Below are 13,428 nucleotides of genomic sequence, written 5' to 3' on the forward strand. Positions count from 1 at the left end.
TCCCTGTCGTTTAGGCGGCGGCGCTGTTGTCAGCGCCCTGTAAAGTGGTGGTGTCCTCGGCCACCGGCTGCAGGCACTCCGGCACCCAGCCGCTGGCTGTCAGTTCATCCTCGGCCAGCTGCGCGGCGTCACCCTTCTTCATCTTGAGCACCGAGGCCGCCTGTGCCACCTTCCCGGCATCAAGTAGTGCATCGCTCATTAACTCCTTGCTGATGCGCCCGAAGTAATTGGCCTTGGTCGGTTGCCACCAGTCGCGCAGCGTGAAGTCCAGCGCGTGCTCGAGCGGCGTCAGGGCATCGCCGACTTTGCCATCCTTCGCAGGCCACAGCTGCACGGCATCGAGCGACAGGCCGACGCAGTACGACAGCAGCGCCACGACCTCGGCCAGCTCCCACGTCAGCAACCATGAGAAATCGGTATTCCACTCCGGCGGCAATTTCGCCTCCCACTGCGCGTGCAGCTCGCACAGCTGGCGATCGGCGCGGCTGCCTTCCGCCGTCGGGGCTTTGGTCAACAGCTCCGCCCGTTTTGGGGTCAGGCTGGTTTGGAGCAGCGATCCGGCGTAACGCGAACCGAACACCTTCACGGCCAGCGTGTGGGTGTGCAGCGCCAGCGCCACGGTCGGGTTCTCGACCAGCGCCCCCATCACCGCCAGCGTGCGCTCCGCCGACAAACTGGTGATCAGCGCCGCCGACAGCCCTTTCTCCTTGGTTTTCGGTGCCGCCGTTTCGGTGGTCGCCGTGCCCTCGCCGTTGTCATCCCCGGACTTGTCGGTTACTTCGCTCGCCCGCAGTACGATCCCGCGCTGGTAAACCACCTCCCCGTCACGCAGGGACGCCACTACCCCGCCGCTGCTGCGCATCGCCGGCGGCCAAGCCCGGACGATGGCTTGTGCGGTAAGCAGTTCGATTTTGGCTTCCGCTGCGTCGCTTTCTGCCATCAGCGCATCAGTTTCGGCATCCTCTGCCCCGAAGGCATCTTCAAGCTCGTCCAATCTCGTTTGCAGACACTCGATCTCGGTCAGCTCGTCATCGGTAAATTCAGGATCTGGCTTGGCATGAACGCGATACAGCTCCGCATCCTCCCCCCACGTTTTAATGGCCGAAATGCGCCCTTCCGCCCAGCTCCAGCCCTCGTCCTCGGCCACCTGCTGCGCCAGCGCGTGCAATTTTTCACGGGCAAGACGCTCCAGCATCGCCGGTTCGGTCAAAAAGCCCTCGTCGGTAAACAGGTCGAATTTGAAGGTGCCGCCCGCCGCTTCGTAGGCCTCGCGCCCGACGAACGCCAGCTGGTTGTTGTCTCTGGCCGAGACTTCGCCTTTCAGCACCGCCTCGCGCAGGTGCTGCGGCGCAGCCGCCCAGCCGTGCGCGTTTTCCCAGACGTCACACTGACGTTGATGATCTTCGGTGGCCGACAACGCCTGCAGCTGGTCGAGGGTGATCTGGTCGTCGGCCAGTGCATCGAGCAGCACCGGCGCCATCGTTGCCAGACGCAGACAGCGTTGAACGTGGCGCGTGCTGAACCCCAGTAGATCGCCGATCTGTGCCGGGGTTTGTCCGTCCGCCGACAGGTCGCGGAACGCCGTGACTTGATCGGCCGGGTGCATCTGCTCGCGCTGGCTGTTCTCCATCATCGACACCACGCGCGCCATCGCCTTGCTGACGACCAGCACCGCGACCGGGTAATCGTCGGTCACGATGCCGTCCGGGGTAGTCTTGTCGGCGTCGTTCTCAAGTGACATCAACCAGCGCAGCGCCAGCGTGCGCCGCTCACCGGCGGCGACGCCGTAGCGGCCATCGTCCATTTCGAACACGACCAGATTCATCAGCAGACCGGCAGAACGGATGGCGGCGGCCAGCCCCTCGATCGACGCCTGCGAGGACTTTTTCTTGCGCACGTTCAGGTCAGTCAGCACCAGCTGGCCGAGCGTGGCGGTTTTGCGCACGGCCTTGGCCAGCGCCGCCTCGATTTTTTCCGTAAGCGCGTTTTTCTTGGTGGTTTTGGCCGGACGGGTTGTCTTGCCCTTGGTTGGTGCTTTAGACTCAGTCATAGACATGGTGTAGCTCCTTCAAGTTATTGCCTGTTGAGCCAGCGTCAGAAGTGGGTGCTTCCGCGCTGGCGGTGAGAAAGCGGCAGCGATGCCGCTTTTTTATTGCCCTGAATTCATGCGCCAGTGGGTCATCGTCATCTGATCGCTGGCAGCCACCGGCCAGCCTCCGACGATCCACACCGAAATGGTGTCGAAATCCCCAAAGTCCGCGAACACCTCTTCCGCCTCTGCCGGTACGACCGGCGGTTCAATGGTGCCGGTCGAGCGACCGCACACCGCCTTCACATAGCAAAACAGGTCATACACCTGCGGTATGGTCATAGCACTGCTGGTCTGTGCGGATGCTGCTGTAGGCTTCGTTGTCGCGCCTTTGACGTTTTGTTGAGCCATGTTGAAATCCTCCGTGGGGTGATAACTGATGCCGCTGTGAGTATTCGCCGTCGCAATAAACTGATTCAGCACGGCGAAGAGCGGCACCAAGGGGCGGAGACAAAAAGTTTTCTTGACCGAAGGGAGGAAAAAGTTTTTGGCGGAGTTCATACACCCCTTGGTGTTTAAGCGAGGCGTTGTGCTGTTATCAGTTGCGGCGGGAAGACTGACTGCGGCTAAAGCACCCTGGAAGGTTGAATACGGATCAACCCGACACGACGGCGCGACAGCGGCCGGCGGGGCGTCAACAGCGTCCTGCAGCCAGGCTGCAGGACAGTGAGTGCGGCGCCGGCATCGCCGGCTGCAAGCGGGGTTGCGTGAGGATGGAAGCCCGCAGGGGGGAGACGGCCGGCCGGCTCCCTGCGCAGCACGACAGCCGTCCCCAACGGGGCACGCCCAGGAGAAATTACGTACAGTACATACCTGGCACAAAGCAAAGGAGAATACACTAGTAATTCAATACAAATACTTGTGTATTACATTTGTATTGCTATAATCTGTACAGATGACGAAGTTACATCCGCGTCTAAACGTAATACAATAGTATTTCATTGAGAGGGAAATCCCGATGACAGAAGCTCCTGTGCAGTCCATCCTCACGCCGCTGAGCAACACGGTGGCCAGCATCATCGCCATCATGAACAACAAAGGCGGTGCAGGTAAAACCTCCACGATCACTAACCTCGCCATGACTCTTGCTCAGGCAGGCCGTCGCGTGCTGCTTATCGATGGGGATCAGCAAGCCAACTCAACCGAGGTGATGGCCAACGGCAAAAAATACTATGCGCAATATGGCCATACCATCTGTGACCTGTATAACAACCCGCGCTTCAATATTTTTGATGCCATCATTCCGGCCGTCAGCGGCGAAGAGGTGATCGAAAACCTGTTTATTATCCCTTCAGATCCGTCGTTTGAACGCGTTATGGAAAATTGCCTGACACGTCATCACCGGGAAAAAATACTTTCTCGGCACCTGCAGCCCGTGATGGACAGGTTCGACTATATTCTGATCGACTGCTCACCCGGTCTGAACCTGTCGACCACCAATGCAGCCTTTATGGCCGATCACGTGCTCATCCCGGTCGATGGCGGCAGCTTCGCTCTGACTGGGCTGGATGTGGTTCTCGACTACCTGGACGAGATCAGGGAGACCCGCTTTACCCAGTTCAGCGTATTCCGCAACGAGTACAATGGCGCCAAGAAGAAAATGAATACCTACCTTCACGATCAGCTGGCCAGCAACGATCGGACGAAGGATAACTACCTTAAAACCCGCATCCGCGCCGATGAGAACATCTCACAGGCACAGGTAGCCTGCGTACCGCTCTACTTTTATAACAAGGGCTCACTGGCCCTGAACGATTACCGCGCGCTGATGCGTGAACTCGAAACCGTCTTATCGAAAGAGGCTGCATAAATGGCTAAAGGCCCCCTCACCCGTCCCGCGATGGTCAAACCGGAACCTGCCCAGGGCGAGACTAAAACCCGCCTTTCCAACGTAAAGGTTAACCGAAACAGAACGACCAGCGAAAACCCGAAGACCATCCGTATGACGCCGGCAGAAAAAGTCATGTGCAGCGAGCTGGTCGATGAGATCCAAGATCTGACCACCAAGACCATCACGGACTCGACGGTGTTACGCGCCGCACTGTACCTGGCCAAAGAAGTTGGCCCGGAGAAAATGCTGGAGATGATCAAAGAGCATTTGTAATACATGTGAATTACACAAGTAATCTTTGTAAATTACATTAAGGAGAGAGAACGATGAGCGCTATCGTGACCGTCACCACCGAGTTAACCCAAAGCCAGGCGCTGGCACTGGCGCAGTTCGTCAAGCGCCTGACCTGGTCAGAAATTCAAGCTTGTGCTGTCGATGAAGACGAGACGTATGAGATGAGGGATGCCGTTAACCTCCTGCAGAAGTCGCTGGCCGAAGCGGGTTTTAGCCCGCGCTGAAGTGATAACGTAGTCTTTATGTATTACATAAAGACTACGTTTAGCAGGGCATCGGTGTTATGAGGTGCGCCACGTGTTCTGACAGAGCGCCCTATTCAGTCGGAAAATGAATTACCTTAGTAATACATATGTAATCATTTTGAATTACAAAGAGGAGCTGGGAGTGTGAACACTGTAGAAAAAATTCTAGACAGCATAGGGCTGAAAGCCCAAGAGCTGAGTTCGCTTGGCCAAACGGATAGCCTGATAGTTTGCCGTATTTTTGAAGCGGTGCAGGAGTACGCAATGTATCGCGATAAAAACCCAGAGTTAGAGATAGCGTGTGAACAGATCCTGTCGTTGATCAGAAGCCACCTGAACCAGAGTGTTATCAGATAAAAAGGCAACGCCAGCTCAAGGCCATCGATGCCGAACTGCGGCGCCGTAAACTTTAGGACTTCCGCCCGCCGGCATCACGACCACGTTAGCCCGCCCCCCTGAATGTCATTTTCCTCTTACTTTCTCCCCGCATGTAACCGAACAGGTAGAGTGTTTCGCCGGCGAGCCCGCGGCCGCCGATCGCCGCCAGCCCCGTTCCCGCCTGACGCGCCGATCAAGCAGGGGGCTTTTTGGCTATCGTTCGCCCCATATTGTCTAAAATAGGGTAGTAACAACTTTCGATCATTTCGAATTTTGTTACCTAAACATCGGTGCATCGGCGATTTATTCCCGTGGCGTCCGCTCTCCAGGGCTGTCAAAATAGACGACATCGGCAAGATTGCGCTACGCGAAAAATTTATAACGGGCAAGGGCATTACCCTGCAGATTTTTCACAGCGCACTGATGTAATACATCTGTATTTCACTTTTAAACGCCGCCAGGGGAATGCGCTCATCGGCAACCGACCAGGCACAGACCACATGCCGGCGCCCAACACACCGATGGCCATCGCCCAGTCTGCCAGGGATCACCGGTGGATAATGTAATTCAACAGAATTACACATGTAATACAAAAGACATACGGAAACATTATTCAGAGGGGGGGAACCATGTTGATGACCAGCACCGATCGGCCGGTTGCCGTGACACAGTACGAGACCGCACTCGCGCTGCGGCGCATGGCGCAGCTGCAACCTTACCTCCCTAAATACCTGCTGGCGCCCGAGGTGGCGGTGTTGCTGCATTATCTGCCTGACGAGCGTCAGCGCATGTTGTATGCCACGTTGTGGAACACCGGCGCCCGCATTACCGAAGCCCTGACGTTGACGCCGGAAGATCTGCAGCTCGAGGGACCTCGCCCCTGTGTCCGCCTGCGCACGCTGAAACAGCGCCAGCGGGGCAGGGGACGGCCATCGGCAGATGAAAAGATAGCCCGGATAGTGCCGCTGCTCGATGCCGGCTACGTCGATCAGTTGCGCCGGTTCCTGGCGACATTCCGACCCGGCCGGCGACGCCCCTTGTTTGACGTCAGCAGGAAAACAGCCTGGCTGTGGCTGCAGCAGGCCGTCGCGCGCGCCAGGGAGGAAGGGATTGAATTTGCGCTGCCGGCCATCAATCCCAAGACACTCCGGCACAGCTTTGCGATGCACCTGTTTTTCAACCACGTACCGCCGAAAGTGGTGCAGACCTACATGGGCCATGAACGTTATGAAAGCACGGAGGTGTACCTGAAGGTGTTTGCACTGGACGTGGCGCCGCAGCTGGGAGTGACGTTCTCACTGGATCACCGCGAGTACACGCGCCTGCTGATGCAAAAATAGAATACCAATGTATTACATTGGTAATTCATAATGATGTGATATTGTATTACATTATATGTGTTGAAGCCGATGATAAGCGGGCTTTTATCCCGAGCAAGAACGTCGGTGCCACCTGTGTTAGCATGACGGCCATACGTTATTTCGTGTGTCAGGATCATCAGGGAGAGTCATGTTGGGAGAGCTTAAGACGTGAAAATTGATATTATTCCATTGGACTTTAAACCCCTATGACAAACGCGCTCAATGCGCTGGGCTTCAACAGAGCGACCGGGCAGGTGTGGATGCGGGATATTGGATTGATGAATGGCTAGGCAGGATAAGTACATCGGCATTGCTGGCTCTCCAAACAGCACCATAGCTCACCCGGACGGGTTGGCTTGTTATGGGCGCGTGCCGGAGATAGAAACGAAACATGACTTTATTCCAGCAGGTGACATTTTCCTGCGTGTGGGGAGGCATACAGGGCCTAATCGTGGCTTTGGTGTTAACCATATTTGGGCTGAGCATGAGAAGGAATTAGCCCGGCTTGGCTATGAGACGATCAGTGATGTTGCTCGCTTTGTACGGGATATTATCCAGCCAGGAGCACCAATTTATTGCGAGTTTAATCATCCGGGTGGGAAGCACAGAACGACCGTTCTAAAGTCTGCTTTGGGTATAGTGATTCTGGAGCCCAGAGAAGCCCCAGAAACTGATTCTGGTTGGATCTATGTGGTTGTAACGGCTTACTCGAAGCGTAATCCACATGGCGTACAGATAGGCAGAATTGAATAAAAAAAAGGGCGCATATGGCGCCCTTACGAATGTGTTGGTAGTCGCAGCATTTCTTTAGCACTAAGGGTTCAGAAACCGACTCATGTCGTAACTACCCGGCAGGTGATCAGCCACCTGACTGCCCGGCACAGAAGGCCTGTATCTGATTTGCGCCCCCTGCGTATGCTCTTGCAGTAAGATAATACTAGACTAATATGGCAGGATATGCAACCGCCATTATCAACGTCAGACGGCACGGGGAGCGACCTCACAGTTGTCTGGCTGTCGCTGCCGATGTAAATCTGACACTCCCTGTCTGGCCCTCATACGAGACCGCACCCGCGCTGCGGCGCATGACGCTGCTGCAACCTTACCTCCTTAAATACCTGCTGGCGTCCGAGGTGGCGGTGTTGCTGCATTATCTGCTGACGAGCAGCAGCGCACCAGCGGGGCAGGGGACGGTCATCGGCCGATGAAAGATAGCCCGGATAGTGTCTCTGCTCGATGCCAGCTACGTCGATCAGCTGCGCCAGTTTCGGGCCACATTCCGACCCGGCCGGCGACGCCCCTATCGCTTGAGGCCAGGATAATGAACACAAAAGAAATACACCTGTATTACATTTGTGCAATGCGTTGCTGGTCACTGTCGGGATTGCCAGTTACACTGAATAGTGATGGATTGCAGAGTCCCTTTAACCATTCGTCAAAACGGGCAGGGCAGACAACGTTGTTAGACAAAACCAAATCCGTAACTACGGATAATACCACCGCAGCACTCAGCCATCTGGCGTTCTGTGCCCTGGCAGCATTGGGGCTGGCCCGCCAGGTGTCAATACCGATCGAATTCTGACCCACCCTGCCAAAGTAAAACGGACCCACCCCTAATCGTGGTTACTCAGAAACTTCGGCTTGTGCCTGCTTCTTGAGTTGACCACTTTTTAATTTATCCTTCAGCCGGTAACTCTGGCCGCTGATCTGCACGATATGAGCATGATGTAAAAGGCGATCCAGCATTGCTGCCGTTAGCGTCTCATCATCTCCAAACGTACCGGACCACTGCGTAAACGGCAGGTTACTGGTCAACACCAGGCTGCCTGACTCATAGCGTCTCGCGACAACTTGAAAGAACAAATTGGCCTCTTCCTTGCCAAACGGGAGATAGCCGATCTCATCAACAACTAGTAACCGCGGCTTGTGAATGATGCGGCTCAAATAGCCTTTAAGTTCCCCCTGACGATGAGCAGCAACCAGTTGCAACATCATGTCGGCTGCGGTAATAAACCGGACGCTTAGTCCTGCCATCGCGCACTTGTAGGCCAGGGCGGCAGCAATATGACTCTTGCCCACGCCTGATGGCCCCAGTAACACGATGTTCTCCTGACGTTCAACGAACGCCAGACCGGCCAACTCCTGTATCTGCGCCCGTGGGGCGCCGCTGGCGAACTTGAAGTCGAACTGTTCAAGTGTCTTGACCGCGGGTAAACCGGAAAGGCGAAGCAGCGTCTGGCGCCGTCGCTCGTCTCTGCTGTCCACTTCAAGCTTCAGAAGTTGCTCAAGAAAATCCCCCAATGATGCGGTGTCATCTATCGTCTTCTGTGCCAGTGCAGGCCACTCGGCGGCGATACGTTCAAGACGAAACTGCTCGCATAACTCAGCGATCCGCTGATGCTGAAGAGTGCTCATAAACGGGCCTCCAACAGGGACTGATACACTGACAGCGGATGCTGAATGCTCTCGACAGGTACAGCCCGGCGTTGTGGCTCTGCCAATCGAGGCGCTGATGTTGGCCTGAGTACAGGCAAGGGTAACAACGCGGCCAGTTCCTTCTGCAGGCGATGGTCCGGAGGAACACCAGTGGTGCCATGCTTCCGGGCGTTGGCGGTTCGCACCAACCATGCCCCTACGCGAGCGTTGGCAGAATCAACATCCAGCATCAAACCTGACTGCTTGAAGGTTGTCGCCAACGGCACGACAAAACTCTCCTTGAGATAGCGGTTAAAGCGCTCCACCTTACCCTTGGTCTTGGCGCGGTAGGGGCGGCAAACTCTGGGGGAAAAGCCGTACTCCTCTGCTAACGCCAACAATAATGGGTTCCAGCGATGGCGCCCGTCACCGTAGACGTCCCGTTCCAGAATGATGGCCTTGGCGTTATCAAACAGCAGGTGCCGTGGTGTGCCACCAAAGAAAGCCAGGGCATGCTCGATGCCGTCGCACCATGCGGCCGTATCCTGGCGAGCATAGAAACGGACGTAAGTAGCCCGGCTCCAGCCCAATGTAGCGACAAAGGCAAGTAACGGATGTCGCCCCTGGCGGATAATGGTGAAATCGACCTGCATCTGTTCGCCCGGCGGCGTCTCAAACCGCACAACAGGCTCAGTGGGTTGCTGCTTCAGCGGCAATAAGAATGCCGTAAGCATACTGTAACCCCCGGTGTAACCCCGCTCGCGGATCTCCTGCAACAGCACGCTGGCGGGGATCCAATGGGGCCGCGCGGCTTGAACCCGTTCAAGAATGTAGGCCTTGAATGGATCGAGCTTGCCGGGACGAGGAGCCCGGTTGGAGTAACGGGATGATGATGCGTTATCCCCCATCCGGATATAGCGCCGAAACAGTCTGGCGAGAGCAACGTAAATGACGGGCAATGGCGCGGATGGACATGCCTTGCCGAAGAAGAACAGCAATCTCCACTCTTGACTCCAATGTTAGCATCGGCAGCTCGCTTAAAACTGCCAGTTTTACCCCAGGTGGGTCCTAATTACATTGGCATGTGGGTCATTTTTACATCGGTACTAACATCAAGTCCGCCGCGGGTGACGGAGACGTGGATATGTGGGTGCTGATTGAGCTGTCGGCCGTAGGTATGGAGCGCACAGAAGATACCGACTTCGATCCCCTGTTGGCGCGCCCAGCGGAGCATGGCGCGGGTGGCGCAGCGAAACAGGTCATTGAGCAGGGGCCAGTTGTTGTTGAAGAACGGCCACAGCAGGTGAGGCATGGTAAACGTGATGTGCTGCCAGTCGCAGTCGGGCAGGATGTGCTGCTGTTCGGCGATCCACTGCTCAGTGGCCTTGAGGCCACAGCTGCTGCAGGCCTTGGACTTGCAGCTCTGGCAGAAGAAGCGGGAATGTGTGCAGTCCGATGAGGCGCAGCAGTAACGGCGCACGCCCATGGCGCAGGTGCCGCAGGCGAGCATGCGCTCGACGGCGAGTTTGGTCCAGTCGCTGAGGGCGTCACCGTGTTTGTCGAGATAGCGGCTCCAGCCATCATCGTGCTGGAACAGCAGCTTTGCCGGTCGGGGAATATACATGGTGCAGAGTCTACAGGGCGGCAGGGAACAGGAAAAGGGCGTCGGCGCCAGCCGGCTCACGTCGCAGACGTGCTCATTTTATGCGTGTGTCAACGCGGCGGGGGCATGCGCCACCTCGCGGCCGGACTGGCCGTCGGGCGGCACTGGCGTTGATGTGAGGTTGGGGCTTAAAGACGGTTGAGGCTGCAAAGCAGCCGTGCTCGCCCCGCAGGGGCGCTACGTTCTCATTTGTTCTATTACAGGGTTATTGCTGTCTTCTCTACTGATTTTGCATGTAAAACGTCTGTCTTAATGACATTAAAACGGCCGGTATTGATTACCGGCCGTATCTTCAGCTTTTATGAAAAAATCCAGCAACGGAACAACGCATATTGTCCCCGGCACTGATATCAACCTTCTTGATGCAGTGTGAATAATTTGGTTTTATGATCACAAGCCTGTTAGCTCAGGAAGTTGAGCTGGGCTAACTCCAACAACTTGGATTTCGCATCCATGATCACCATGGTGGAAAGAACCCATGCCCATATCATCCGGTTTCAGCGTTGGGACGAGGTCTTCACCAAAAATTAATTCACTGCCCTTAGTGGCAATATCTAACAATGGATTGATAATGCCTTCATGCAAACCAGTCTCTAAGAGACTATGCTGTAGCTCATTAATGATTTTAGGCGCATTAGATATGATGTTATCACCCAGTACACCAGTCAAAATGCTGCTAAGACCATCACCGACTACTTCCCCAGGAATTTGCAATAACTCCAAGTCATGGGTAAGGTGATGATCTAAAAATTGTATATCTTTTTGTACAATCGTTCCTACACCATCTTTTATAGAATCGATAACACCGTGTATATCAAGGTTACCAGAATTAGCAATTACATCACCAGTGGTACTGACTAACGTACCAACAGCTTGGCCGGCCTCTGCCACCCACATATCAAAATGGTCAACTACGATCTCGGCACCGTGTACTGTTCCATCAACAACTAACTTTGCTGCATCTGTAACACCAGATAAAATAGGTACTGGTTTTACAATTTCAGAAATCCCATTAGTTAAGTTAGACGTTGTTTCATAGATGTCATGAGCTAAGTTACTAGCTACATTGGACACATCAGTTACAACCTGAGATACTGATTTACCCATATAATTCAGAGTGTTACCCATCAGCTCGGCGGTTTTAGACAGAAAGAACATAATTATATCCTTATATGTTATATCCAAATTTATGCGTTGATTGATTTGAGAATTACTGGATTGTGAGAGTAATTCTTACTGAGAGTTACTTTACATCTCATTTTGTATAGTAGAATAACTTATTAAGTCCGTCAAAGGCGGATGAATGGTAGCACGTCTGTGTTGACCCTACCTAGACTGGCCCCCTGAATCACCAGACACTTCGACCCACCTTAAATTAATTGACCTGCTCCCCATTGATTAACACACGATGATGTTAGTAATGTCTTCATCAGCAACATGAGGACAACCCCATGAAGAAGCGTTTTTCCGACGAACAGATCATCAGTATTCTCCGCGAGGCCGAAGCCGGGGTTTCAGCCCGGGAACTCTGCCGTAAGCACGCTATTTCAGACGCGACCTTTTACACCTGGCGCAAGAAGTTCGGCGGCATGGAAGTCCCTGATGTGAAGCGGCTCAAGTCGCTTGAAGAGGAGAACGCCCGCCTTAAGAAGCTGCTCGCTGAAGCCATGCTGGATAAGGAGGCGCTTCAGGTGGCTCTTGGCCGAAAGTTCTGACGGCAGACCAGAAGCGGGAAGCCGTGGAAGTCATGTGTGAGGCCGCCGGTCTGTCGCAACGTCGTTCCTGCAGGCTGGCAGGTTTGTCCCTGTCGACCTGCCGTTATTCGGCTCAGCGTCCGGCTGCTGACGCGCAGCTGTCTCTACGCATCACAGAGCTGGCACTTGAGCGCCGCCGCTTTGGTTACCGGCGCATCTGGCAACTACTGCGTCGAGAGGGCCTTCACGTCAATCACAAGCGGGTATACCGCATCTATCATCTCAACGGCCTGAATGTAAAACGCAGGCGACGCCGCAAGGGGCTGGCGACTGAGCGGCTCCGCTTCTTCGCCCTGATGCGCCGAACCTGACATGGTCGATGGATTTTGTCATGGATGCACTTGCCAGCGGCCGCAGGATTAAGTGTCTGACCTGCGTGGATGATTTCACGAAGGAGTGTCTGACGATCACCACGGCATTCGGGATTACAGGCGTTCAGGTGACACATATTCTGGACAGCATTGCGCTGTTTCGTGGCTATCCTGCAACGATAAGAACCGATCAGGGCCCGGAGTTTACCTGCCGCACGCTCGATCAATAGGCTTTTGAACATGGTGTTGAGTTGCGCTTAATCCAGCCGGGCAAGCCAACGCAGAACGTAGCGCCCCTATGGGGCGAGCACGGCAGCGCTGCTGCCTCAACCGTCTTTTAGATCCTGCCTCACCTCAACGCCGGTTCCGTCTGACAGCCCGACCGGCCGCGAGGTGGGACATGCCCCACCGCCGCGTTGACACCCGCATAAAATGAGCACGCCTGTGGCGTGAGCCGGCTGGCGCCGACGCACTTTTTCTGCCCGATAACGCCCTGTAGACTCTGCACCATGTATATTCCGCGACCCGCAAAGCTGCTGTTCCAGCATGACGACGGCTGGAGCCGCTATCTCGACAAACACGGTGACACCCTTAGCGACTGGACCAAACTCGCCGTCGAGCGCATGCTCGCCTGCGGCACTTGTGCCATGGGTGTTCGCCGCTACTGCTGTTCCTCACCGGATTGCACCCATGCCTGCTTTTTCTGTCAGAGCTGCAAGTCCAAGGCCTGCAGTAGCTGCGGCCTCAAGGCCACCGAACAATGGATTGCCGAGCAGCAGCACATCCTGCCCGACTGCGACTGGCAACACATCACCTTCACCATGCCGCACCTGCTGTGGCCGTTCTTCAATAATAACTGGCCGCTGCTCAATGACCTGTTTCGCTGCGCCACCCGCGCCATGCTCCGCTGGGCGCGCCAACAGGGGATCGAAGTCGGTATCTTCTGTGCGCTCCATACCTACGGCCGGCAGCTCAATCAGCACCCGCATATCCACGTCTCCGTCACACGCGGCGGCCTCGACATCAAACACGGCACCTGGCGGCAGCTGTTCTTTAAAAAGAAAGAGGTCGAGCAAATCTGGCGCAA

General features: G+C 55.3%; 12 protein-coding genes and 3 pseudogenes. 9 read left to right on the forward strand and 6 right to left on the reverse strand.

From position 1 onward, the window contains the following. Positions 1-10: 10 nt before the first annotated feature. Together ACJ8PE_RS24125 and ACJ8PE_RS24130 are read right to left on the reverse strand one after the other, a co-directional pair. Positions 11-2,056, reverse strand: coding sequence for a ParB/RepB/Spo0J family partition protein (locus ACJ8PE_RS24125; RefSeq protein WP_442536930.1), 2,046 nt, complete (start codon positions 2,054-2,056; stop codon positions 11-13). A gap of 93 nt (positions 2,057-2,149) precedes the next feature. After that, positions 2,150-2,590: a hypothetical protein gene (locus ACJ8PE_RS24130; protein ID WP_442536931.1), complete on the reverse strand. Its 441-nt coding sequence runs from the start codon at positions 2,588-2,590 to the stop codon at positions 2,150-2,152. A 457-nt stretch (positions 2,591-3,047) separates the two neighbouring features. Here ACJ8PE_RS24130 and ACJ8PE_RS24135 point away from each other — a divergent pair, with 457 nt between their 5' ends. The 7 genes from ACJ8PE_RS24135 (at position 3,048) to ACJ8PE_RS24165 (ending at position 7,406) form a co-directional block, all read left to right on the forward strand. Further along, entirely contained in the window at positions 3,048-3,899 is an 852-nt protein-coding gene (locus ACJ8PE_RS24135; protein WP_435968823.1) for a ParA family protein, read from the forward strand. Next, positions 3,900-4,193: a hypothetical protein gene (locus ACJ8PE_RS24140; RefSeq protein ID WP_089186945.1), complete on the forward strand. Its 294-nt coding sequence runs from the start codon at positions 3,900-3,902 to the stop codon at positions 4,191-4,193. 53 nt (positions 4,194-4,246) lie between these two features. Continuing rightward, positions 4,247-4,438, forward strand: coding sequence for a DUF7706 family protein (locus ACJ8PE_RS24145; RefSeq protein WP_089186946.1), 192 nt, complete (start codon positions 4,247-4,249; stop codon positions 4,436-4,438). A gap of 165 nt (positions 4,439-4,603) precedes the next feature. Then, a complete protein-coding gene (locus ACJ8PE_RS24150; RefSeq protein WP_442536932.1) occupies positions 4,604-4,816 on the forward strand; it encodes a hypothetical protein in 213 nt (70 codons plus the stop codon). Between the two features lie 650 nt (positions 4,817-5,466). Further along, positions 5,467-6,177: a tyrosine-type recombinase/integrase gene (locus ACJ8PE_RS24155; RefSeq protein WP_442536933.1), complete on the forward strand. Its 711-nt coding sequence runs from the start codon at positions 5,467-5,469 to the stop codon at positions 6,175-6,177. A gap of 303 nt (positions 6,178-6,480) precedes the next feature. Beyond that, complete coding sequence (locus tag ACJ8PE_RS24160; protein ID WP_442536934.1) at positions 6,481-6,951, forward strand: hypothetical protein; 471 nt, start codon at positions 6,481-6,483, stop codon at positions 6,949-6,951. A 332-nt stretch (positions 6,952-7,283) separates the two neighbouring features. Continuing rightward, entirely contained in the window at positions 7,284-7,406 is a 123-nt protein-coding gene (locus ACJ8PE_RS24165) for a hypothetical protein (RefSeq protein WP_442536935.1), read from the forward strand. Positions 7,407-7,821: 415 nt separating this feature from the next. On the opposite strand, the gene istB is transcribed toward ACJ8PE_RS24165, so the two are convergent. The 4 genes and pseudogenes from istB to ACJ8PE_RS24185 all read right to left on the reverse strand — a co-directional run bounded on the left by istB (position 7,822) and on the right by ACJ8PE_RS24185 (position 11,434). Further along, positions 7,822-8,613: an IS21-like element helper ATPase IstB gene (istB, locus tag ACJ8PE_RS24170; protein WP_411749843.1), complete on the reverse strand. Its 792-nt coding sequence runs from the start codon at positions 8,611-8,613 to the stop codon at positions 7,822-7,824. Further along, positions 8,610-9,639, reverse strand: a pseudogene (gene istA, locus ACJ8PE_RS24175) (IS21 family transposase). The gene istB and the pseudogene istA overlap by 4 nt, the downstream one beginning before the upstream one ends. Before the next feature lie 82 nt (positions 9,640-9,721). After that, a pseudogene (locus tag ACJ8PE_RS24180) lies at positions 9,722-10,237 on the reverse strand (IS91 family transposase); the annotation flags it as partial. Between the two features lie 429 nt (positions 10,238-10,666). Beyond that, positions 10,667-11,434 carry a hypothetical protein gene (locus ACJ8PE_RS24185; protein WP_128868684.1) on the reverse strand — a complete coding sequence of 256 codons (768 nt, stop codon included), beginning with the start codon at positions 11,432-11,434 and terminating at the stop codon, positions 10,667-10,669. A 293-nt stretch (positions 11,435-11,727) separates the two neighbouring features. On the opposite strand from ACJ8PE_RS24185, the pseudogene ACJ8PE_RS24190 reads away from it, so the two are divergent. Beyond that, positions 11,728-12,568 (forward strand): annotated as a pseudogene (locus tag ACJ8PE_RS24190) (IS3 family transposase); the annotation flags it as partial. Positions 12,569-12,850: 282 nt separating this feature from the next. Further along, the coding region (locus ACJ8PE_RS24195; protein WP_442536936.1) for an IS91 family transposase at positions 12,851-13,428 on the forward strand (578 nt) is incomplete at its 3' end.

Source organism: Serratia sp. CY74737, from assembly GCF_052166775.1.
In the GTDB taxonomy this organism is placed as follows: domain Bacteria; phylum Pseudomonadota; class Gammaproteobacteria; order Enterobacterales; family Enterobacteriaceae; genus Serratia; species Serratia ureilytica.